Annotated in this window: 17 protein-coding genes; 7 read left to right on the forward strand and 10 right to left on the reverse strand. The window is 52.8% G+C overall.

Annotated features, from left to right (window positions below; translation table 11 throughout):
- The first annotated feature begins 14 nt into the window (after positions 1-14).
- Positions 15-3,968: an alpha-1,6-glucosidase domain-containing protein gene (locus tag VIN66_RS12710; protein WP_331924325.1), complete on the forward strand. Its 3,954-nt coding sequence runs from the start codon at positions 15-17 to the stop codon at positions 3,966-3,968.
- A 55-nt stretch (positions 3,969-4,023) separates the two neighbouring features.
- Here VIN66_RS12710 and VIN66_RS12715 read toward each other — a convergent pair whose 3' ends face one another.
- Positions 4,024-5,364 (reverse strand): hypothetical protein, encoded by a 1,341-nt coding sequence (locus VIN66_RS12715; RefSeq protein WP_331924326.1) that lies wholly within the window; start codon positions 5,362-5,364, stop codon positions 4,024-4,026.
- Between the two features lie 184 nt (positions 5,365-5,548).
- On the opposite strand from VIN66_RS12715, the gene VIN66_RS12720 reads away from it, so the two are divergent.
- A complete protein-coding gene (locus tag VIN66_RS12720; RefSeq protein ID WP_331924327.1) occupies positions 5,549-6,823 on the forward strand; it encodes a DEAD/DEAH box helicase in 1,275 nt (424 codons plus the stop codon).
- Positions 6,824-6,949: 126 nt separating this feature from the next.
- Here VIN66_RS12720 and VIN66_RS12725 read toward each other — a convergent pair whose 3' ends face one another.
- On the reverse strand, positions 6,950-8,959 hold the full coding sequence (locus tag VIN66_RS12725) for a PhoX family phosphatase (RefSeq protein WP_331924328.1): 2,010 nt from the start codon (positions 8,957-8,959) through the stop codon (positions 6,950-6,952).
- Between the two features lie 196 nt (positions 8,960-9,155).
- On the opposite strand from VIN66_RS12725, the gene VIN66_RS12730 reads away from it, so the two are divergent.
- Complete coding sequence (locus VIN66_RS12730; RefSeq protein WP_331924329.1) at positions 9,156-9,611, forward strand: GNAT family N-acetyltransferase; 456 nt, start codon at positions 9,156-9,158, stop codon at positions 9,609-9,611.
- Between the two features lie 30 nt (positions 9,612-9,641).
- Here VIN66_RS12730 and VIN66_RS12735 read toward each other — a convergent pair whose 3' ends face one another.
- The 8 genes from VIN66_RS12735 to VIN66_RS12770 form a co-directional block, all read right to left on the reverse strand.
- Positions 9,642-11,981 carry a TonB-dependent receptor domain-containing protein gene (locus VIN66_RS12735; protein ID WP_331924330.1) on the reverse strand — a complete coding sequence of 780 codons (2,340 nt, stop codon included), beginning with the start codon at positions 11,979-11,981 and terminating at the stop codon, positions 9,642-9,644.
- 193 nt (positions 11,982-12,174) lie between these two features.
- Positions 12,175-12,879 (reverse strand): 2OG-Fe(II) oxygenase, encoded by a 705-nt coding sequence (locus tag VIN66_RS12740; RefSeq protein ID WP_331924331.1) that lies wholly within the window; start codon positions 12,877-12,879, stop codon positions 12,175-12,177.
- A gap of 92 nt (positions 12,880-12,971) precedes the next feature.
- A complete protein-coding gene (locus tag VIN66_RS12745) occupies positions 12,972-14,360 on the reverse strand; it encodes a tetratricopeptide repeat protein (RefSeq protein WP_331924332.1) in 1,389 nt (462 codons plus the stop codon).
- A 16-nt stretch (positions 14,361-14,376) separates the two neighbouring features.
- Entirely contained in the window at positions 14,377-15,009 is a 633-nt protein-coding gene (locus tag VIN66_RS12750) for a hypothetical protein (protein WP_331924333.1), read from the reverse strand.
- A gap of 1 nt (position 15,010) precedes the next feature.
- A complete protein-coding gene (locus VIN66_RS12755; protein ID WP_331924334.1) occupies positions 15,011-15,418 on the reverse strand; it encodes a biopolymer transporter ExbD in 408 nt (135 codons plus the stop codon).
- Positions 15,415-15,801, reverse strand: coding sequence for a MotA/TolQ/ExbB proton channel family protein (locus tag VIN66_RS12760; protein ID WP_331924335.1), 387 nt, complete (start codon positions 15,799-15,801; stop codon positions 15,415-15,417). The genes VIN66_RS12755 and VIN66_RS12760 overlap by 4 nt, the downstream gene beginning before the upstream one ends.
- The gene (locus VIN66_RS12765) at positions 15,798-17,105 is read right to left on the reverse strand and encodes a MotA/TolQ/ExbB proton channel family protein (RefSeq protein ID WP_331924336.1); all 1,308 of its coding nucleotides are present in this window, start codon (positions 17,103-17,105) and stop codon (positions 15,798-15,800) included. Before VIN66_RS12765 ends, VIN66_RS12760 begins: the two co-directional genes overlap by 4 nt.
- On the reverse strand, positions 17,102-17,917 hold the full coding sequence (locus VIN66_RS12770; RefSeq protein ID WP_331924337.1) for a DUF3450 family protein: 816 nt from the start codon (positions 17,915-17,917) through the stop codon (positions 17,102-17,104). Before VIN66_RS12770 ends, VIN66_RS12765 begins: the two co-directional genes overlap by 4 nt.
- A gap of 208 nt (positions 17,918-18,125) precedes the next feature.
- On the opposite strand from VIN66_RS12770, the gene VIN66_RS12775 reads away from it, so the two are divergent.
- The 4 genes from VIN66_RS12775 to VIN66_RS12790 all read left to right on the forward strand — a co-directional run.
- The gene (locus VIN66_RS12775; RefSeq protein ID WP_331924338.1) at positions 18,126-20,348 is read left to right on the forward strand and encodes a TonB-dependent siderophore receptor; all 2,223 of its coding nucleotides are present in this window, start codon (positions 18,126-18,128) and stop codon (positions 20,346-20,348) included.
- An 87-nt stretch (positions 20,349-20,435) separates the two neighbouring features.
- Complete coding sequence (locus VIN66_RS12780; RefSeq protein WP_331924339.1) at positions 20,436-21,116, forward strand: Fe2+-dependent dioxygenase; 681 nt, start codon at positions 20,436-20,438, stop codon at positions 21,114-21,116.
- Between the two features lie 99 nt (positions 21,117-21,215).
- Complete coding sequence (locus VIN66_RS12785; RefSeq protein WP_331924340.1) at positions 21,216-21,611, forward strand: thioesterase family protein; 396 nt, start codon at positions 21,216-21,218, stop codon at positions 21,609-21,611.
- A gap of 127 nt (positions 21,612-21,738) precedes the next feature.
- Positions 21,739-22,781: gamma-glutamyltransferase family protein (locus VIN66_RS12790; RefSeq protein ID WP_331924341.1), on the forward strand; the 1,043-nt coding region annotated here is incomplete at its 3' end.

Raw genomic sequence — 22,781 nt, forward strand, 5'->3', positions numbered from 1 at the left:
ATGGAGCAAGAATAATGACGATAACCATAAAACTGCTGAAGCTGGCGCTGTTGCTGCTGGCGATTAACCTGCTAGCTGCCTGCGGTGGCGGCGACTCGACAAACCCCGGTGAAGTTTTACTGACATGTAATGTGCCACAAATACCCAATGCTGCAGGTACAGAGTGTATTGACCCACCGCCGATTTACTGCCCGCCACCAACAGTGCCGGATGCTGCTAACGAGAGCTGTATCATTGGTAAAGATCCGAATGCCCCGGCACCGTCGGTGATGGCGGGCCCTAACCAGGCGATATTGTTTTATAAGCGCCCGGGTGCTTATGAAGGTTACCGCCTGCATACCTGGAACAACGAAACCTGTGACGCTTATCAGCCATCATCATTGGCATCCTCGTGGGATAATGGCTTGGTACATGATGGTGTTGATCAGAACTATGGTGCTTACTGGATTTTAGACTTAAAACCCGGCTATGCCGGCACTGCAGGTGCCTGCGGTAATTTTATAGTGCACATTGGTACTGATGATGTTGGTAAAGACCCCGGGCCGGATATGCAGATGCCGCTGTCGCAGGAAGACCCGGAATTTGCCCGCATGAACTGGATTTTCTCTGGTGTGAACGGTGTGTTTGAATACCCGGTGGTATCGCTTGGCGTATCAGTGCAGGGTGCTGCCGCACACTGGATTGATCAGAATACCTTTATCTGGAATGCCAGCCTTGACCCCTCTGCCCGGGTGAGGCTGCATTATTCGGCTGATGCTGATTTGGCCATTGGCCGTAACAGCCAGTTAAATGGCAGCAGTATAGAGCTTATGCCGGTCGATCTGACCGATGCGCAAAAAGCGCTGGTACCGCATCTGGCAGATAAGCCAGCATTCAGCGCTAATTTTACTGCTGACGAAGCCAAAGCCATGCTGAAAAACCAGCTGGTGCTGGCAGCGAGTGATGTTGAAGGCGAGCTACTGGCCGCTACCTGGGTGCAGGCAGCAAAAGTGCTGGATGACCTATACACCAAAGATGATGCTGATGCAGACGAAGCGGCATTGGGTATTCAATATCAGGATGGCAGTATTATTGCCAGTGTCTGGGCCCCTACGGCGCGCAGCGTAAACCTTAAGGTGTATAACGCTGCTAAAAGCCTGACGGCAACCCATGCGATGACGGTAGATAACGCAACCGGTATTTGGCATTACAACGGCAGCAGCGCGCTGGACCGGCAGTTCTATCGCTATGAAGTGACGGTATATCACCCGCTGACCCGCAAGGTGGAAACCATTGAAGCGACAGATCCCTACTCACTGAACGTGTCGCTAAATGGCCGTTATAGCCAGTTTGTTAATCTCGCTGATGCTGACTTAGCCCCCGAGGGCTGGGCAGAGCGCACTATCCCCACGGTTGCTAAGCCGGAAGATATCGTTATTTACGAAGGCCATGTACGGGATTTCTCTGTTCGCGATCAAAGTGTTAGCGAGGCAAACCGCGGCAAGTATCTGGCCTTTACCGAAACTGACTCGGTGCCGGTGCAGCACCTTAAAGCGCTGGCTGACAGTGGTTTAACCCATTTTCACCTGTTGCCGCTAAACGATCAGGCCAACATTAACGAAGATGCCAGCAAGCGTATTGCGCTTAGCGATACCGTTGCTAAGTTATGCCAGCTGAAAGCCGATGCGCCGGTATGTGGTAATACCGATGCAAACACAACCTTGTTATCACTGCTGCAAAGCTACTCACCTTTTGGTGAAAAAGCGCAGGAGCTGGTGCAGGCAATACGTAGCATTGACGAGTTTAACTGGGGCTACGATCCACAGCACTTTATTGCCCCTGAAGGTAGCTATGCCTCTAACGCTGAAGGTGTGGCCCGTATTAAAGAAGTACGGGCAATGAATAAGGCATTGAATGATCTTGGCCTGCGTACCGTGTTGGATGTGGTGTACAACCACACCAGTGCATCTGGCCTGAATACCACGTCGGTGTTTGACAAGATAGTGCCGGGTTACTATCACCGTTATAACGAAGTCAGTGGTGCGATAGAACGCTCTACCTGCTGTGAAAACACGGCCACTGAACACCGAATGTTTGATAAGTTTATGCAGGATTCATTACTGATCCTCGCGCGTGACTTTGGCTTTAATGACTTCCGTTTTGACATTATGGGGCATTCACCCAAAGCCAGCATACTGGCAGCACGCGATATAGTGCGGGCGTTCGATCCTAATGTGTACTTCTACGGTGAAGGCTGGAACTTCGGCGAGGTTACTGATAACCGCTTATTTGTGCAGGCCAAGCAAATTGATATGGCGGATACTGAGGTTGGCACATTCAATGACCGCCTACGTGACCCGGTGCGTGATGCGGTGTTGTTTAGCGACAACGGCAGTGAAGAAAATCTGCGTAAGCAGGATCTGATCCGTATAGGTTTGGCGGGTACGTTAAAAGACTATGTGCTGGAAAGTTATCAGGGTATTGCCGGCCCGGCATCCAGCTTTGGTGGTGCTGGTTATGCGGCTGATCCGGCTGACATTATTAATTATGTGTCCAAGCATGATAATGAAACCCTGTGGGACAAACTGCAATATGGTTTGAGCGCCAGTCTGACAACTGCTGAGCGCGTAAGAGCACAGAATATTGCACTGGCTATTCCTTTGATGAGCCAGGGTATTCCGTTTATGCAGATGGGCAGTGATATGCTGCGATCTAAATCGATGGACCGCGACAGTTACGATTCCGGTGACTGGTTCAACTATGTCGATTTTACTATGCAAAGTAATAACTTTGCGGTTGGCTTGCCGCTGGCAGAGAAAAATGCCGACAACTGGGCCGCTATTGGTGAAATTCTGACCAACCCCAACGCTAAGCCAGCAGCAGATGATATCCGCTTTGCCAGTGAGGTGTTTAAAGAGTTTTTAAGCATCCGTGCCGGCAGTCCGCTGTTCCGCTTAACCACAGCGCAGGATGTGATAGACCGTGTTGGCTTTCATAATATCGGCAAAGGCCAAACGCAGGGCTTAATCGTGATGAGCCTTGATGACGGCATAGGGTTAACCGACCTTGACCCGGCATACGATGCCTTAGTGGTGGTGATTAACGGCACCTCGCAGCAGCAGTCCCATACCTTACCTACCGCTGCCGGGTTTGATTTACACCCGGTACAGCAAGCGTCGGCCGACAACAACGTTACCACCGCAAGCTTCAGCGCCGGTGTCGATGAAGGCACCTTCATCGTGCCGGCTTACACTATGGCGGTATTTGTTAAAGCGCAGGGTGCTATGCAAGGTGAAGGCCTGGCGGCAGATGCAACCAGCGGCGCACCGGATATTCCGCCTTATGAAGCAACAACGGTATTTGTACGCGGAGCTATGAATGGTTGGGGTGAGGTAGATACCTTCAGCTACGAGGGTGACGGTATCTATATGGCGACGATCGATATTGCTGCAGGCAGCTACGAGTTTAAAGTAGCCTCGGCAGACTGGTCGACAGTAGACTTCGGCGCCGGTGCTAATGGTCAGGCTGTGACACTTGGACAGGCAAAAACACTGGGCCGTAGTGGTGCAAACCTGCAGCTTAATCTGGTAAACAGTGCGACTTATGTGTTTGTACTGGATGCCAATAATAAAGACGCGCCGGTATTAACGGTGCAGGAGTTGCCACCTTACGGTGTTGACACTGTTGTGTACTTAAAAGGCAGTATGAATGGCTGGTCCAACAATAGCCCGATGATGTACGCCGGCGGCAACATTTACTCGATAGATATCAGTCTGGATGCGATATCTTATGAGTTTAAATTTGCCGATGCTAACTGGGCGGCAATTAACTATGGTGCTGGTAATGGTGCCTTCACACTGGGCGAGGCCAAGGCACTGGAGTATAACGCGGGTAACTTGTCATTGAATGTGACAGAGGCTGGTAGTTACCGCTTTAGTGTTGATGCGACCGTGCCGGAGGCACCAGTGATGACGATTACTAAATTGTAATAGTAACCGACGTGAAGAAAGCCGCAGCCTGACTGCGGCTTTCTTATTGCTGCTTTTAGTTGATTTTACTCTGAGCGTTATTCCACAGGTTCTGATGTTCACTCTGGGTAAAGAACTGCTGCGGTTGCCAGCAACGCGGCATATATCGGCGGATCTGGCCTGGCTCCCAGTCGGCACTGAGTTGGGTCAGGATTTCCTGCAGCCGTTGTGGTGGGATCACGGCAAGGCGGTCACGTGCAGGTTTAAAGTACAGGTTGTGGTTAACGCTGACCTGGCAGTTATGGCCGCCGCGGCGGTATTGCAGATTACGACTGACAATACGGCACAAAGGTTCTGCCGGGCTCGGTGGATACAGCTGATTAACGATAGCCAGCTCATATTTTTCGGCAAAAGCGCTGTCCTGCTTAGCCGGAATAAAAGCGATGCCAAACCCCTGAGGGAAGATACCGGTAATATTCAGCAGGTGTTTCACCCAGATAGCCGGAAACTGGCCGCGGCTGACACTGTCTTTTAACAACAGGCTGGCTTTGGGCAGAGCGTCGTACTGATAGCGGTGCCGCCCCGGCAATACGATAGAGCTGTATCCCTGCGGCAAGCTAAGTAATGGTGTCAGTGCACCTGTTTCGCCTGTGGCAGAGCTAAGAAGCTGTTTAATAAACTTTATTTGTTGTTGCTGCTGTAATTGATGCTGCTGTTTTTCCTGTTTACTGTTGCCGCGATAGGGCACCAGTTGCAGCGCATCTGATATCAGCCGTTTCATCGCCAGCTTCCCGGCGGCCAGATAACGCTGGCGCTCGTCTGTATCCATATTACGGCTGGCGTCCTGTTCACCGGCATAACCGGTCAGTAACGTCACGGCATCAACATCGAGTAAGCCGCAATCGAGCAGCATCACAGCAACCACCAGTGGCAGCTGTACATGTAAGCGGTACGGACAATTGTCGTCGGCGAAGCGGCGCTGCTGATAGTGCTGCTGTAACACTGTGTGTTTCAGTAATTGATGCTCTAAGGCGTTATCCAACAACCGCAGCGTCAGTGTGGCGCGGTACAGTAATTTATAGCCAAACTGCAGCTCACGCCAGCGTCTGGGTGACTCAGGAGCGGTCAGCTGCAGGCTGCCAAGCATGCGGGCTGAACGGGTCAGGCTGTCTGCTGCATTATTACCTTCGGTCAGGCGCAGAATTTTTTCTGCCAGAAACCATAACTGTGGCATCAGAGCTGGCCGGGAAATCTGTGCATCGCCCGCAGGCGTGCTGGCGGCAAAGCGCAGATACCGGTGCGTGTCGGTAAGCAGGCTGACCAGACTGTCGGCATCGGATACCGAGGTCAGTGCGTGCAGCATACGCTTAAGCTCACGCATAAAGCTGCTGTCAGCTGGTTTAGTTGAGGTTTGCAAGCAGGAGTCTCCGACGCCAGGATAGCGTTCACAATACCTGATCCGGCAAGTTGAATAAAGTATGCACTGCGGCATACAAAGCTCGCAGTAGTAGCCGTTTTACTGTAAGCTCTGCGCCCCTCCATCAGGGAGGCCTCTGCAGCTGCGGCAGATTATTCTCGCAGCATTAACTGCGGGATATCGCATGCAATTTTCTGATTTAAAACTGGCACCTGCCTTACTCAACGCTATTTCCGATAAAGGCTATACCGAACCATCGCCTATTCAGCTGCAGGCTATACCGGCAGTGCTGGCAGGGCGTGACTTAATGGCGGCGGCGCAAACCGGTACCGGTAAAACAGCTGGCTTTACCTTGCCAATGTTACAACTACTGGCAGACAGCCAAAGCCAGGGCCGTAAAGTGCAGTCGAACCATATCCGGGCACTGGTGTTAACACCAACCCGGGAACTGGCGGCGCAGGTGGCAGAAAACGTAGCTGCATACAGCAAGTATTTGCCGCTGCGCAGTGCTGTCGTGTTTGGTGGTGTGAAGATAAACCCACAAATGATGGCGCTGCGCCGGGGTATCGATGTGCTGGTGGCGACACCGGGCCGTTTGCTGGATTTATATCAGCAAAATGCAGTGAAATTCGGTCAGCTTGAAATACTGGTGCTGGATGAAGCAGACCGGATGCTGGACATGGGCTTTATTAATGACATTAAAAAAGTGCTGGCACTGCTACCGAAAAAACGGCAAAACCTGCTGTTTTCCGCCACTTTCTCTGACGAGATCCGCAAGTTAGCCAAAGCGCTGGTGAATGATCCGCTGGAAGTGTCGGTCAGCCCGGCCAATACCACAGCTGAGCGGGTAGAACAGTTGATTTATCCGGTAGATAAAAACCGCAAAGCGGCGCTGATTACCAAGCTTATCAGTGACAACAACTGGCAACAGGTGCTGATTTTTACCAAAACCAAGCATATGGCGAATAAGCTGAGTATGCATCTGGATGCGGCAGGCATTAAAGCCGCGCCTATCCATGGCAATAAAAGCCAGAATGCCCGCACTAAAGCGCTGGCCGATTTTAAATCAGGTGCAGTCAGGGCGTTAGTGGCAACAGATATTGCTGCCCGCGGTCTGGACATTGACCAACTGCCACAGGTGGTGAATTTCGAACTGCCGAATGTCGCTGAAGACTATGTGCACCGCATTGGCCGCACCGGCCGGGCCGGCGCAGCGGGTCATGCTATTTCACTGGTATGTGCTGATGAAGGCAAAGAACTGTTTGGTATCGAGCGCTTGATCCAGCAGGCGATCCCGCGTCAGCTAATGCCAGGCTTTGAGCCGGTTAATGCCGTGGCGGAATCGAAACCGAATGCCAAGCCGTATAAACCGAAAAAGCCCAAAGTGGCGAAAACCGGTCACCGCGATGGCCAGCGCGCACCTCAAGGCCGTGCGCCGAAGCAAAACACTGGTAATTAAGGCTGCAGCAACTATCGGTTTGCCCACACCAACACGCCGTAATCCCATCCTAGGGGGTTCCTCTCAGCCCGTCCTGGGCTGAGACGGTTGGCTTAGCGCAAACCGATTCTGCTTAAATGAGCAGCCTTAGCTGCCGATCACGCCGCCATCATCTTTGGTCACGATCACGGTAGCAGAACGTGGCCGGCTGCTGCCGCCATCCGGCCAGTTGCTGGTGAAGTTGCCTGGCTCTGAGCGATCGCCCGGGTGCTGAATATTAACAAACAGCGTCTTCATATCCGGTGTTGCACTGATACCTGTCACTTCGCAGTCGGTTGGGCCAACCAGAAAGCGCTTGATTTGGCGGGTCACCGGATCGGCTACCAGCATCTGGTTATTACCGTAAGGGCCTTCGCCTTGCTGAGAGCCGCTCATATCAGTTTGGATCCACAGCAAGCCGTTTTTATCAAACCACAAGCCATCTGGGCTGGCCAGATGGTTGTCGGCCGTTAACGTCAATTCAGTACCCGGTGTTTCGGTACCCACATCACCGGCCAGCAGGAAGATATCCCAGTCAAAAGCAGTTGCTGCCTGAGCTTCACGCTCATTCCAGCGGATAATATGGCCGGTAGCGTTATTTGCCCTGGGGTTTGGTGCATCTGTTTGCGTGTCTGTGCGGCGCGTATTGTTGGTCAATGTGAAATACACTTCGCCGGTTTCCGGGTGCACAGCGCCCCATTCCGGCCGGTCCATTTTGGTGGCGCCTGCTACATCAGCAGCCAAGCGGGTATTCAGCAAAATATCGGCCTGATCAGCAAAACTGACCCCGGCAGCGGCCGCTTTAGCGATAAAGTCGGCATTGGTAATATCCAGCGGCAACCAGTCGCCACTGCCATCTTCGTTGAAGCGGGCAACATATAAGATGCCGTCGTTTAACAAGTGACCACCGGCGGTATTTTTATAATAAGGTGCGCTGGAGACAAATTTATAGATGTATTCAAAAGTGGAGTCATCACCCGAGTACACCACCACAGGCTTACCTTCTTCCAGCTTGCCAAAAATCACGCCTTCGTGGCCAAAACGACCGAGCGCTGTGCGCTTTTGTGGCACGCTGTCCGGGTTAAACGGGTCAATTTCGACTATCCAGCCGAAGGTGTTGGGTTCGTTGCGATAGTCACCGCTGGCGTCAGCGGCGATGGTGGACGCATTAAAACGCTGGTACACATCTGCCGTTGGCGTTGCGGTTTCCCAGAAGTAACGGCCATTGCTGCCCGATACGCCATAGCGGCTGTGCTCACGCGGTTGGCTGGCATCAGTATTGGCAAAGTAACCGGCCCAGTTTTCCTCACAGGTTAAGTAAGTGCCCCAGGGCGTATAACCATTGCCACAGTTATTCAGCGTGCCACGGGTGCGGCTGCCGTCCGGGCTGTATTTGGTTACGACTTTACTGCTACCGCGCACCGGGCCCGCCAGTTCCATCGGGGTAGCGCCGGTGATGCGGCGGTTAAACGGGCTGTTATTCACCAGTGCCCAGCTGCCGTCTGCCTGCTGTTGTATGTGAGCTACTGACACACCATGGGCGGCAATTTCTTTGCGCGCTTCATCAGCGATGCGAGGCACGGTGTCGATACCATTGGGATGGATCAGGTTGTTGTCGATGTATTCATGGTTAAAAACCAGCAAGCCCTCTGTCGAGCTGTCACCACCGCTGCGGGTATCAATAGGGAAAAAGTGCATGCCATCGTGGTGCATACCAATTTGCTGTTCCTGATCTGCACCGCTGTTGCTGGCATCAGCCAGATATGCCGGGTAGCTGCCGGTCAGCGGCGTGCCCCATGGCAGAAACGCGCGAGCAGTATAGCCCTGTGGTACGACTATGCCATCGGTACGGCTGGCGGCGACAGCTGCAAAACCCAGTAGTTCAGGCCCGGCAACCGGCGGTACTACCGGTGTTGGCTCGCCATCGTCGCTGCTGCTACATGCTGCCAGATTACCGCCAATAAAGGCGGCTACGGCTGCACCGACACTGCCTTTTAAAAACTTACGCCGCGCCATGCGTGCATCGACAACTGCTGCAAAGGTTGGGTTAAGTGAAAAGTTGGTTTGCGGGTCTATACCCGAGTTATCAATGCTGATGGCGGTTTTACTGTCTGACATTATGCTTGGCTCCGTATTGGCGTTGTTTTAGTTGTTGCAGTATTTAACGCAGGCTTAATGTCAGTGGCGTTACATTTCTGTAGCAGTTTTATGATGCTGTGATGACACTAAGATGGCGGTGTTGATTTTTCAGGCTGTGCGGGACGCTTTTACCTCTGGTATAGTGGTGCTTTACGTAGCCAGGGAACCAGATTAGATGCAGTGGCAGGTATTAACCTTTGATGAATTAGACACATACACGCTATACAGCATGTTGCAACTTCGGGTAGATGTGTTTGTGGTAGAGCAAAACTGCCCCTATCCGGAACTGGATGACAAAGATCTGCATCCGCAAACGCGCCACATTATTCTGAAAAAAGGTGAAAAGGTGATCGCCTACTCCAGAGTACTGGCGCCGGGTGTCAGCTTTGAAGGGTTTCCGGGGATTGGCCGGGTATGTGTATCGCAAACCGCACGCCGGCTGGGCTTAGGCCAGGTGCTGGTTGAGCGCACACTGGAAGTGGCCGCCGGGTTGTGGCCTGATACCGATATCCACATTTCTGCCCAGTGCTACCTGCAGCAGTTTTATCAGGACTTAGGTTTTAAAGCGGCCAGCGAGCCTTACCTGGAAGATGATATTCCGCATTTAAAAATGATAAAACCGGTTCACTAACCGGTTTTATCTGTTTGCTACCTTCCGCAGTTAGAATTTATAGCTCATCGATAGCCACAGACTGCGGGCTTTTTCGGTGGTGTTGTAGTCAGAGGTACAGTTATAGGTATCTTCAGTGTCTGCCAGCAGACAGGTCCGGCTGGATAAATCGTCATCCAGCAGATTGTTGATCCGGGCACTGAAGCTTAGCTGATCAGAGTACTGGTAACGCGCGCCCAGATGCAGCAGCTCGTAAGCTTTATAATATTGTTTGATCGTTTCCGGGCCGGTAGGGCCGCTGATATTGGCGGTGCCACGGAAGCGCTCGCTACGCACTTCAGCTATCAGCTGCAAACTTAATTGCTGCATTAGCTGCCAGTTCAGGGTGGCATTGAGCATAGTCTTCGGTGTACTCACCAGCGGCAAACCGGCATCACGGCCACTTTTCACTTCGCTGTCAGTATAGGTGTAGTTTGCACTGAGGCTGATGTTGTCGCTGAATGCATATTTACCAGCCAGCTCGACGCCGCGGGTTTCTGACTTATCGACGTTGGCCGCCTGGGTAAAGCTGTTGTAACCCAGTTCTGCCCAGCCCGGGCCGATATCAACACAAGGTGTGCCAGCTGCAGCAGTTTCACAGTTTGGCAGGTTGTCCTGATTGATAATTTTGTCTTTAAAATCATTGTAGAACAGCGTGATATTGCCGCTAAAGGCATCACCGCTGTAATAGGCGGCTACTTCATAGTTTACGCTGGTTTCTGGTTGCAAATCCGGCGTGCCGACAAAGGGGCTAACGCCCTGACCGCCAAAACCGGTAATACCCGGGAACAGCTGGTTCGGTGTCGGCGCTTTGTAGCCAGTGCTGACACCGCCTTTAATGGTCCACTGCTCGGTCGGACGGTAGTTCAGGTACAAGCGCGGGCTGAATTCGCCGCCGAAAATGTTGTGATCATCAAAGCGTGCGCCAGCCGTGGCGGTAAACTGCGGATGGAATTCCCAACTGTCTTCGGCAAATACTGCCCACTGGCGGTGAGTCTGGCTGGTACCATCACGGAAACCGTCGCCATACATACCAAAAACGCCATCTTCCATCTCTGCATTTAAGTATTGGCCACCGATAACAAAATAATGATTCTGATACTGTGATTCCAGCTTGCTATCCAGGATCAGGTTGTCGATTTTCAGCGTGCGGCTAGGGCGAGGCAGAAACTGTGCCTGCAACTGCGCAGATAACGCATCCGTCAGCTGAGGCTTACTGCTGGCCTGATCGATTACTGCCTGGTCCCAGATGAGTTGCAGATCACTGCGCTCTTGTACTGTCAGTGGTAACGAGCGGCCAAAGTTTTCGCTGCGGCTTGTGGTGATGCTGCTGGTGAGTGTACCAATGTCAAAACGGCCAACATGCGCTAGCACAAATTGTTCACGCTCAACGCGCTGATAAGGGGTATAACCCACACGTGGCTGAATAACACCGGCGCCGCTGGCCCGCCACAGGCTGACCGGGCTGTCCAGAGTGCCGGTTTGGCCTTCGGTATTGTCGTAACGCTGTTTGGCAATATCGTATTCCAGGCTGACAAACTGTTGCTCACTGATGGCATAATTTAATGTTGCACCCAGGTTCCAGTTTTTCGCTGCAACAATCTTTTTGTCGCCAAAGCTGCCTTCATCGACCCAGGTAGACCCATCCGGCAAGGGCAGGTTTTCGCTGTAAGTCGGTTCGCTTTCATCGCGGTCATAAATACTGCCACGTACCGCGTAGGTAAGGCCGCGCGCACCGGTTGGGCCGGTCAGATAAAAATCGGCTTTTTTATCATCGCCATACTGGCTGTCCTGCTGCAGATTGCTGCTCAGCGTAATGCTGCCATGCGTGGTATCGAGTTCTTTGCGGGTAATAATGTTAATGACACCGCCAATTGCATCTGCCCCATACAGCGTAGACATTGGCCCGCGCACCACTTCAATCCGCTCAATCGCTTCCAGTGGCGGCATGTACATAAACTGGCTGTTGCCAAAGTTATTCGGGCCTATATCGCCGATGTCGCTTTGCCGGCGGCCATCAATCAATACCAGAGTATAATTTGACGGCAGACCACGCATGGTAATGCTGATATTGCCGTTTTTATCCTGGCCACTACCAACATCTATGCCTTCAATGTCGCGCAGCGCATCTGCCAGGCTGGTAAAGGGTTTACTTTGCAGATCTTCACGCGTTACCACCGAAACGCTGGCTGGTGCGTCTACCAGTTTCTGTTCAAAACCGGATGCCGTCACGACAATGACTTCCATATCATAATCAGCAGCTGCAGCGGCGGCCGCTATGTCTGCGTGAGCTGATGGCAGGGCAAACACAGCGGCAACGGCGCAGGCCAGAGCGGTGGGGCGAAAAGACATGATTAACTCCTGTAAAAACAACTAAAGCGGTTTTACCACCGCTGTCTGTTAGGTTAGGTAAATTGCGTGGCGAATGATAATTATTCTTATTATTAAGATCAATTAAAAAAATGAATAAAGTATCATTTATGCGGGTAGCGGCATAAACACGGTGTTGAAGTTTGGTGACGGGGATCTATACAGCGCTATAACGTTAGCGCTGTGGTGGGCCGTAAATTTGTTCGGCAGTGTTGAACAGGATCCAGCTGGTTAAAATATATTTGTCGTTTGATACCGGAATACAGCCGCGGTGGGTATGGGTAAAATACGCCGGCGCTATCACCATCCGGCCAGCTTTGGGGCTAATGCTTTTGTTTTGATAGTAAAATTCTGTCTGACCGCCTTCGGCAACATCATTAAGGTAGAACATAAACAGCAGTGCCCGGTGTAACGGCTCTGTGCTGCCCTGCTGCGGATAAACCTCACTGTGCCAGTAGCCATAATTACCGACGCCGGCCTGATACTTTTGCGCTTGTATATTACCCAGGCGAAACAACACCCGCATAAAATCCATGGTTTTGGCTTTGCCAAGTTGCTCATAATTGTCGTTGGTAATGGCAACCGGCTGGCCGGTTTGCGGATGTGCGATGGTCAGGCCGACCGGGCCTATCAGTGCGAAATGGTATTTTTTAAAGTACTCGCAGGCATAGTGCGTGGTCGCCTGCCAGATCTGCTGCAGCAGCGGCTGATATTCAGCATGTTGAAACAGGTATAAATCGGTGCTGATTTTCTTACTCGGGTCAACACCGCCACCAGTGCGGCCAGGCACAGTATGCGGGCTGGCATCAAAGGTTTTGATCAGCTGCTGGCAGAATTCTGCGCTTAATGCATTGTCGTAGACTTCAATAAAGTCGGTCATAAGGTTTCCGGCCTTTCTGTGGCGCGTCAATGTTGGAATTAGGTTAATACCATACTGTATTGCGCGTTGGCAGAAAAGAGTAAAACCCGCCGTTAAGCCCCACCGGTCCGTTGTTGCCTGACCAGTTGCTGCAAACTGCGGATATTGTCGGCAATGTCCTGCCGCTCTGGTGCTGCCAGCAACACCTGCTGCAGTAACCGCAGCGCACTCTGATACTGCTGGCGGTTAATTTCCAGCTGAGCCTGGGCCTGCAGTGCCGGGATCTGTACTGCTTTAATGGTCGCCGCACGGCTGTAATTCAGGCTGGCCAAATCAGTATTACCCTGGGTTTCATGCCACTGCGCCAGTGCCAGCAAGGCTTCGCCAAACAGCGGGTCCAGCGCTACAGCCTGTTGCAGTGCTGCCAGAGCTTGTTTTGGCTGATTGTCCGCGCTGGACAATTGCGCCCTGATCATTGCCAGTTGCGCTTGCTGCCGCACAGGCAGTTGTTGCAGCGGCAAAGCACCTTGCTTAAGCAAGCTGCGCAGCGCAGGCCATTGCTGCTGGTATGCCAGATAGCTCGCCGCCTGAATCAGCGGGGTATGCCAGTTCTGATTATCCGGTTTTGCTTTAACTGCTTGTTGCAGCAGGCTGATACCGCGGCCGGCACTGCCGCTGTTAAAGTGCAGTTGCGCTGCCAGCAGCAGATTATCAGCAGCGTTTTCGCCAAGACGTAGTGCAACTTCAATACTGCTCAGGGCTTGTGTGCTGTTACCCTGACTCAGCGCCAATTGGCTGCGCTGCAACCAGAGTGCTTTATTGTCAGGTTGTTGTTGCAGCAGTTGCTCCAACATCGCCTGAGCCTGCGGCCAGGCCTGGCTTTGGATCAAGGCATACAGCAGGCCTTGCTGCCATTGGCTGTTGTCGGGTTCGAGCAACAGCGCTTGCTGATAACCAGCTACGGCGCTGGCCGCCTGCGCGGTTTTCAGGTTGATATAGGCCAGTTGGCCATACACCTGGGCATCAGCAACACCTAGATTAATGGCCGCGACTAAATGAGGCCTGGCCTGCTGGTATTGCTGTTGCTGCATCAGTACCAGGCTCAGTGCCTGATGTGCCAGTGCTAAATCCGGTTGTTTACCCAATGCCGCCTTAAGCGCGTTGGCAGCGTCATCATATTGTTGCAGCGACAATAACACCTGACCGCGCAGTACCTGCAGCGCACTGCTGTCGTCAGCGAGCGGGCGCTGGCGGAACAGGCCGGCTATCGCCTGATAGTTCTTTTGTTGCAGTAACGGTTGTAACTGGCGGGCGAAGCTTTGTTCATTTGGCGTAATGGCCGCCGTGCGCTGTGCTATTGCATGATTGTTCAGCATCACCTGCCATACCGGGTCGGCCAGTGTTACCTGCAGCGGATTCGCCGGGCTGCTGTTGGCAAATACTGTGTTACTTAGCAGGCATAACGCTGAGCTAAACAAAACGGTTTTTAAAAATGAAGTCATCGCTTTACCATGTGCATCAGGGTTTAAATTCTACCGGCCAGATAAAACGTGCACTGACGGCTGCTGTGCCTTTGGTTGGCACACTGAAGCGGCTGCTGCGTACTATCCGTTCTATCTCTGGTCTCAGTTCCGGGTATGGGTTTTCGAGTATATTCAGCAGCGTCAGCTTGCCTTGTTCATCTATCAGGATGTCCAGTTTCACCAGCGCTTTTTTAATGCCCTGGCGGCTTAAACTGCGCGGAAATACCGCATTAAGTGGTGTTTGCAGTACCGGCAGTGCATCGAGCTGATCCAGACTGAACGCGTTTATTTCTATCTGCAGTGGCTGCCACTGCAGCTGTTGTCGCTGCGGCTGAGGCGCACTGAGTTCTAGTTTGGGTTTAACCAGCTGTATATCCGGTGCGGCTATCTGTACGGCACTGCTAATGCTTACCTGTAAATCCAGCGTCGGCGCAGTGTTAACCGGCTGCGGCGGGCTGGGCGGGGGCGGCGGTGGTGGAGTGGGCAGCGTGGTTAAGTCCAGTGGCCGCAGTAGCAGCTTCTGCTCTGAAGGCGGCTGAAACTGGCGCGCATACCACATCAGCAGCAAGGCACTGCCAAGTAACAGCACACTTAAACCAAATGCAAGTAAGCGGATACGGGCCTGCATGTTACTGTGCGACCGTCGCCAGGCTTACCTGCAGTGCGCCGGCCAGTTTAGCGCCGTCCAGCACCTTAACCAATAAATCGGTCGGCACATTTTTATCCACCTGCAGCACCACAGGGCGTGCACGTTCGCGCAGCAGCTGTTCCAGTGTTGGCCGTACACCTTCAACCCCGATATTGCTGCCATCGTAATAAACACCGCCATTATCGGTAATGGCCACCAGAATAACCAGTTGCTGCAACTGACTGGCAGATACTGCTTGCGGCTTGTCTACTTCAACGCCGGTTTCACGGACAAAAACTGTCGTGACGATAAAAAATATCAGCAGAATAAACACCACATCTAACAGTGGTGACATATCTATGCCCTGATGCTGCTGTTCCAGCCGCTGGCCCAAACGTTGTTGCATCATGCCACCTGTGTGTACTGGTGGGTGACACGGGCGCGCGCCAGTTTAGCATTCACCAGCGACTGCAGCAGCCAGGCCGGTATGGCACAACTTAAACCCAGCTGGGTGGTAAATAACGCCTCGCCGATACCGGAACTGAGCTCGGCCGCGCCACTGTCACCAGAGGCCAGGCCGGCGAATACGCTGAGCAGGCCGACAATAGTGCCGAGCAAACCACAAAGCGGCATGCTGGCAATTAGTACGGTATTAAATTGTTGCCATTGGCCACACTGCTGCCAGTGGCCGTGGCGCAGCAGTAGCCACTCCTGAAGCAGCAACTGGTAGCTGCCAAGTGCGGCTGCCAGGATCAGCCAGCACACCAGATTGTCAGTTAACATGCTTATCATGCGGCCTGCTCCTGTGTTGTGGTTGGATGATGGCCTGATTGCTGCGAGATGTGCAGCGCCAGCGCTTCAAGCTGATGGTAATAATTGCGCGCTTTACGTGATAGCAGCGCATGCATCACCAGAGCCGGAATGGCCACTACCAGCCCCAGTTCTGTGGTGATCAATGCCTGAGCAATGCCGCCGGACACGACCTGTGGATCACCGGAGCCAAACAAGGTCATCATGTTAAAGGTTTCAATCATGCCGCTTACAGTGCCAAGTAAACCCAGTAATGGCGCTACGGCAGCCGTCACGGCGATGGCGCCAAGGCGGGCGTCCAGCATCAGCCGGCTATGTTGCAGCACGGCGAATAGCGCATCATCACGCTGCTGCCCGACTGCATAACGTTTGCCACAGTCATCCAGTTGTCTGGCAAAGCCGGCACAGTGTTGTAGTTGGGCTGAAGGCAGAGTGGCTACCTGCACGGCAGGCAAACGCCATAGCTGCCAGGCTTTGTGCAGTGCAATTATCAATGCCACCAGCGCAAACGCCAGTATGGGCAATGCCCAGATACCGCCTTTGCTGACATGGCTCAATGCAGACTCCTGCCGGTTCGATCGCAGCAGCGCTTTATTCAGGCTGGGGTCAAATAGCACACTGGCACGTTGGTGTTGCTGCAGCTGTTGCAACGCGGAGCTGTCGCTAAAGGGCAACGCCACGCTGGGGCTGGTTGTGTTGTCACTGCCGTGCTGCAATAAGCCACCCTGTTGCTGTTCGTTCAGCCAGTACCAACTGACCGGGCCTACCTGCAGTACCCTGGCGTTTACCAGCTCACCGCTGGGTAAAATGATGTCGTGATTGTGCCAGGCCGGGTAAAGGCTTTGCTGTAATGCACCGGCAAAATTACTGGCTGCCTGCAACTGGCTGGTAAGAGAGGTATCGACAGTGTCTAACTGCTGTTGCCGGATAAAGCTGGCCAGCTGATTCTGCTGATACTGTTGCTGATCCTGCCAGCTTTTCAGTCGCTCCGTTAACTGGCTCAGGCCAAGTGTGCTTTCATCTTCAGCTCGGCGTGCAACAGCGGTTTTATCGCGCAGTTGCTGCACCTGCTGCTGCAATGTCTGGTACTGGCTCATCAGCTGTTGTTGCTGACGGCTGATTTGTTGCTCGGTGTTGCTTAGGCTTTGCTGCGCTTGTTTGATATCTGCCAGCACGGAGCTGCTGACATCTGCCGCTGTCAGCTGGCCAGTGAACGCGACCAGAGATAACAGGACTATGCTGACACCTTGCCTGATGCCCGCTGCTGCTAAAATGTTGGCTTTCATGGCGTGGTCTCTTTTTGCTGCGATAGCGTCGCCGCCTCAGCCGACAGCTGCAGCGGCAGGCTAATCAGCTCTGCCTGAGCGCGCTTTTCCAGCATCGCTATGGCGTGCAGCACATCCTTTCCGTCAATACTGCTGTCAAACTGCCAGCTCCAGCCTGCGCTACCGGGGTAACCCAGGCCGCTATAGCTGCCGTCAGCACTACTGAACCAGGCCTGGCTTGCCCCCAGATACAACTGTTTAACCCGTACCGGCTTGCCATCGGCCGTGTTAAGCGTCATTTCATCCAGGCTCAGGCGCTGCTGAAACTCGGCCAGCTTCGTCAGCAAAAACAAACTGCGCTGCAGCTGCACTGAGGCATCGGCATTATCCGGCAAACTACCCAGTCCCTGCTGCCAGAGGTGTTGCAGCGGCGGCGGCAACTGCGGCTGCATTACACGAACCTGCTGCAGTAAGGCGCTGATCTGGCGGCCACCCTGTTGCTGCTGTTGTTCCAACTGCTGTTGCTGTGTCAGCAGCGCCGCGCGTTTTTCATCTACAGCATCGTGTTGTTTGTTGTTGCGTTCCAGCACTTGTTGCAGCTGCTTTTGCTCGGCCTGCAGCAAATTGATGCCTTGCTGCAGGCTTTGCTTACGCAGCTGCCAGTCTTTTTGCAGTTGATGCTGTTGCTGTTCAAGGGCCAGCCACTGTTGTACCAGTGCATCAAGTTGTGCTGTGGCTGAGGGTTCAGCCTGTGCCGGGTTATAAGGAGAAAAAATCGCGGTTAACCATAGAGTTAAAAGTGCGATTTGTGAGTGTCGGTAAAATCTGTTCATCGGTTGCCGCTGTCTGGCTGTCATTTACAACGTTAGCAGGTAGCGCATTATGGCAAAATGATAGGTCGAATACAACTGATAATCTTTCTCATTTACATTTTTTTGAGCGAGTGCTAGCATGCCGCCGGCTTACTGAAGAACCCGGCCTGCAGCACGCTGCTGTAACGTGCTGATACAGCGTCGGCCCTATAAAAATTTGGAGCAGGAAATGACACAAGTTGCCGGTACCGCACTGAGCGGTACGCATTTTAATAAAGCCCCGCTGGCCGCAGCAGTGGCGCTGGCATGTACAGTATTAAGCACTCAGGCCACTGCGATGCAGACCGAACAGGTGCAGGAGCTTGCCGTTGCCCAGGCTAAAGCGACGACTGAAGATGATGTTAAAGTTGAGCAGTCGTCCAATATCAAATTTACCCGGCCGCTGCTGGACACGGCCAAAACCATTACTGTGATTCCGCAGGCGGTAATGAAAGACCGCTCAGTCGACAGCCTGCGCGATGCACTGCGTAATGTGTCTGGTATTTCTCTGGCTGCCGGTGAAGGTGGCGCGCCAAGCGGCGACAGTATGTCGATCCGGGGTTTTAGCGCAACCACTGACATTTTTGTTGATGGTATCCGCGATATCGCCGGCTACAGCCGTGATACTTACAATCTGGAGAGTATTGAAGTAGCCAAAGGCCCGGGTTCAGCCGTATCGGGTCGTGGTGCAACAGGGGGCAGTATTAATCTGCAATCGAAAACCGCCCGTCTTGATCAGTTCTCAGATGTCAGCCTGCGTCTGGGCAGCGAGTCGGATTACCGTGCCACACTCGACAGCAATATTACACTGGGTGACACCACGGCGCTGCGGCTGAACCTGCTCAGCGATGACGTTGATGTGGCTGGCCGTAACGAAGTAGATAACAGCAAAGATGCGGCGGCGCTGTCGCTGGCAACCGGAATAGGTTCTGCACAACGCTTCAGCCTGAATGCTGAGTACCAGAAACAGGACAATATGCCGGATTACGGCCTGCCATGGGTGTCAGATCCGGCCGCAGTGCCGGAGCTGGCTGATTATGTAAACGAAGCGCCACCGGTAAGTTTTGATAATTTTTACGGTAACGTTTTCCGTGACTATGAAGAGATTAAAGCGCAATCACTGACCGGCCGCTTTGAGCAGGATCTCAGTAATACCACTATGTTGCGGGTACAGGCCCGTGTAGGCTCCGTTGCGCGTGAAGGTGTGGTGACAGCACCGCGCTTTATCGATCAGAAAACCAGCACAAATGTACGCCAGAGCGATGAAAAAACGCGTGACACGAAAAACTCACTGGCGGCTGTGCAGCTTGACCTGGTGGCTGAATATCAGACTGGCAGCATCAAACATAATCTGGTAACCGGTGTTGAATGGGCGCAGGAAACGTTCAAACGCTGGAATATGGTGGATCTGGTTGATGACAATCTGGACAGCACGCCAGCACTGGTCGATTTGTATAACCCGGACCCACGGCTGCCGTTTACCGGCCGTTATGGCCGTGATGGCAACAGCATTGAAGCCGAAGGCGACAATATTGCGATCTATGTGTTTGATACTCTGACGCTGAATCCGCAGTGGGAGCTGACGCTGGGCGCTCGCTGGGACAGCTTTGAAACAGATTATCAGTACAGTTATACCGATCCGTCTTTGCAGGTAGATACCAAAGACAGCATGCTGAGCTGGAATGCCGGCCTGGTATACAAACCTGCCGCTAATGGCAGTATTTATTTTGCTGTGGGTACTTCATTTAACCCATCGGCAGAAGGCCTGACAGTATCCACCAACACTAACAGCAACCTGATCGATTTAGAGCCGGAAGAAACGGTAAGTTATGAGCTTGGGACCAAATGGGACTTACTGGACGGCCGCCTGCTGACCAGCGCTGCCCTGTTCCGTACCGAGAAAAAACATGCCCGCACTGATGACCCCGACTTTACCGATGGCCAGAGCAGCTTTGATACGCTGAACGGCCAGCAACGAGTGCAGGGTATCGAATTGAGTGCGGTTGGCTACTTACAGCCAAACTGGACGCTGATTGCTGCTTATACCTATCAGGACAGCGAAATTACCCATGCAGAAGGCGATGACGCCAGCCAGATTGGTATGCCGCTGTCAGGTACGCCGGAGCATTCGGCCAGTGTCTGGAGCCGTTACGATTACAACGATAAACTGGCGTTTGGTGCCGGGGTACAGTATGTAGGTGAGCGTTTTAATAACTCGTCTGCTAACCGTAAAACGGCGCCGGGTTACACCACTTACGATGTCATGCTGTCTTATCAGGCCACCGATAAGCTGGGTTTACAGCTAAACGGTGTTAACCTGTCGGACAAGCGTTATATTGAGCAGCTGGGTGGTGGCCACTTTATTCCTGGTGAAGGGCGCCATGTCAGTATTACTGCCAGCTACAGCTTTTAAGCGGTAGCCGGTATGCTAAAGCCCCGCCAGCGTGATGCCAGCGGGGCTTTGCTGTTTCTGCACCGATAACGTTTTATAGGAGTGGCTATGCTGTTAAAAATTCCACAGGTACTGACCAAAGCGCAGGTCACCAGCTGCAAGCAGCTGTTGCTGGATGCTGACTGGGCTGATGGCAATGTTACTGCCGGTTATCAGTCGGCACAGGCTAAGCATAACCTGCAGTTGCCTGAAAACAGCCCGGCGGCACGCCAGCTTGGTGATCTGGTATTGCAGGCGCTGGCACAGAATAAACTATTTATGTCGGCGGCACTGCCGCTGAAGATTTTCCCCCCCTTGTTTAACTGTTATCAGGGTGGCCAGTCATTCGGTGTGCATGTCGACAATGCTATCCGCCAGGTACCGGGTACGCCGGTGAAAGTACGGACAGACTTATCTATGACGCTGTTCTTCTCGGAACCGGAAGAATATGAGGGTGGCGAGCTGGTAATTGAGGACACCTATGGTGCGCACAGCGTTAAGTTGGCCGCCGGTGATATGGTGCTTTATCCGTCGACCAGCCTGCATAAAGTCACGCCGGTAACCAAAGGGCGGCGACTGGCGTCATTTTTCTGGTTACAGAGCATGGTGGCCAGTGATGAAAAGCGTAGCCTGCTGTTTGATATGGACATGGCCATTCAGTCGCTGCGGAACCAACTGGCGGATAGCCGGGAAATAGTGCAGCTGACCGGGGTGTATCACAACCTGCTCAGGCAGTGGGCGCAAACCTGATCGCTGCTGTTGTTTCAGTTCTTTCACTTGTTTCAATAGCAGTGCTGACGCATTATGCTGCGCTTAACAATTACCTGCTTTAGCGTTACAGGGGATACTATGTTCAGTGAAATTATTCAGCCGCGTTTTTCCGACACTGATGCCTTAGGTCATATTAATAACACAGTGTTTGCTATCTGGTTTGAAGGTGCCCGTCAGGGCGTGTTTAAAATTTTCACGCCGACCCTTAATTTACAGCAGTGGCCGCTGATTATTGCCAGTATCAAACTGGATTATCATGCCCAGACTCACTTTGGTGCGGAAGTTGAAATACGCACTTACATCAGCCGTATTGGCGGCAGCTCATTTGATGTGTATCAGGAAGCCTGGCAACAAGGCGTTAAAACCGTCTCCGGTACTGCGGTGATGGTGCAGTTTGATTATGCCAGTAATAAAGCGCAGGCCATCAGTGCAGAGCAGAAACAGCAATTGATGCAGCACACACTACCGGCCTAACCATTTTCACCAGCCGAATATTGTCCGGCGAGAATTATCGCAATCAGCCTTGGTCTGGTCGTAAAGCACTGGTATGGTTAAGCGCGGCTGGTTAAGGTCGAAGCAGAATAATAATCCGGAGAACGTTATGAAAAGCGCATTTATTGGCCTGACAGTAGGCATCAGTCTGGTGCTGGCGGGTACGGCACAGGGCTATGATCGTATTACCGGCGCGCCTTTTGCCAGCCGCTCGGAAGTCATAGCACCGTCAGCCATGGCCGCCACCAGTCAGCCGCTGGCTACGCAAATTGCGCTGGATGTGATGAAACAAGGCGGCAATGCTATAGATGCTGCTATTGCCGCCAATGCTGCGCTGGGCCTGATGGAGCCTACCGGTAACGGAATAGGTGGTGATTTATACGCCATTGTCTGGGATGCCAAAAGCCAGAAACTGCATGGCTTAAATGCGTCCGGTCGCTCACCGCTGAGTTTAAGTTACGAGATGCTGGCACATGAGCTGAAAAAACTTAACCGTACCAGCTTACCGCCACACGGCATGTTACCGATCAGTGTGCCGGGTGCGGTGGATGGCTGGTTTGAATTGCATAATAAGTTTGGCAGCCTGCCAATGCAGCAAATTCTGCAGCCGGCTATCGACTATGCCGAGAAAGGTTTTCCGGTCAGTGAATTAATCGCTTATTACTGGGATCGCAGTGTACCGGTGCTGAGCAAACAACCGGGCGACTTCAGCGGCACTTTTACCATCAATGGCAAAGCACCTGCCAAAGGCCAGATCTTTAAAAACCCGGCCCTGGCCAATACGCTGAAAAAGGTGGCCAAAGACGGCCGTGATGCGTTTTACAAAGGTGATATCGCAGTAGAAATTGACCGCTTTATGCGTGCCAATGGTGGTTATCTGCGCTATGCCGATTTTGCCAATCATCGCTCTGACTGGGTAGAACCTGTCGGTGTCGATTACAAAGGTTATACACTGTGGGAGTTGCCGCCAAACGGTCAGGGCATTGCCGCGCTGCAAATGCTGCAGATCCTGAAGAACTTTGATTTAAAAGCCGCCGGCTTTAATACGCCGCAGAGCCTGCACCTGCTGATTGAAGCGAAGAAACTGGCATTTGAAGACCGGGCCAAGTTTTATGCTGATCAGGACTTTAATAAAGCGCCGATTAAGGGGCT

It is taken from the genome of Rheinheimera sp., assembly GCF_036568245.1.
Classification (GTDB): Bacteria; Pseudomonadota; Gammaproteobacteria; order Enterobacterales; family Alteromonadaceae; genus Alishewanella.

What these genes read in the sequence shown, in the direction of transcription:
- VIN66_RS12710 (WP_331924325.1), top strand. Translation starts at nt 15, where the DNA reads ATGACGATAACCATAAAACTGCTGAAGCTGGCGCTGTTGCTGCTGGCG.
- VIN66_RS12720 (WP_331924327.1), top strand. Translation starts at nt 5,549, where the DNA reads ATGCAATTTTCTGATTTAAAACTGGCACCTGCCTTACTCAACGCTATT.
- VIN66_RS12725 (WP_331924328.1), bottom strand. Translation starts at nt 8,959, where the DNA reads ATGTCAGACAGTAAAACCGCCATCAGCATTGATAACTCGGGTATAGAC.
- VIN66_RS12730 (WP_331924329.1), top strand. Translation starts at nt 9,156, where the DNA reads ATGCAGTGGCAGGTATTAACCTTTGATGAATTAGACACATACACGCTA.
- VIN66_RS12735 (WP_331924330.1), bottom strand. Translation starts at nt 11,981, where the DNA reads ATGTCTTTTCGCCCCACCGCTCTGGCCTGCGCCGTTGCCGCTGTGTTT.
- VIN66_RS12740 (WP_331924331.1), bottom strand. Translation starts at nt 12,879, where the DNA reads ATGACCGACTTTATTGAAGTCTACGACAATGCATTAAGCGCAGAATTC.
- VIN66_RS12745 (WP_331924332.1), bottom strand. Translation starts at nt 14,360, where the DNA reads ATGACTTCATTTTTAAAAACCGTTTTGTTTAGCTCAGCGTTATGCCTG.
- VIN66_RS12750 (WP_331924333.1), bottom strand. Translation starts at nt 15,009, where the DNA reads ATGCAGGCCCGTATCCGCTTACTTGCATTTGGTTTAAGTGTGCTGTTA.
- VIN66_RS12755 (WP_331924334.1), bottom strand. Translation starts at nt 15,418, where the DNA reads ATGATGCAACAACGTTTGGGCCAGCGGCTGGAACAGCAGCATCAGGGC.
- VIN66_RS12760 (WP_331924335.1), bottom strand. Translation starts at nt 15,801, where the DNA reads ATGATAAGCATGTTAACTGACAATCTGGTGTGCTGGCTGATCCTGGCA.
- VIN66_RS12765 (WP_331924336.1), bottom strand. Translation starts at nt 17,105, where the DNA reads ATGAAAGCCAACATTTTAGCAGCAGCGGGCATCAGGCAAGGTGTCAGC.
- VIN66_RS12770 (WP_331924337.1), bottom strand. Translation starts at nt 17,917, where the DNA reads ATGAACAGATTTTACCGACACTCACAAATCGCACTTTTAACTCTATGG.
- VIN66_RS12775 (WP_331924338.1), top strand. Translation starts at nt 18,126, where the DNA reads ATGACACAAGTTGCCGGTACCGCACTGAGCGGTACGCATTTTAATAAA.
- VIN66_RS12780 (WP_331924339.1), top strand. Translation starts at nt 20,436, where the DNA reads ATGCTGTTAAAAATTCCACAGGTACTGACCAAAGCGCAGGTCACCAGC.
- VIN66_RS12785 (WP_331924340.1), top strand. Translation starts at nt 21,216, where the DNA reads ATGTTCAGTGAAATTATTCAGCCGCGTTTTTCCGACACTGATGCCTTA.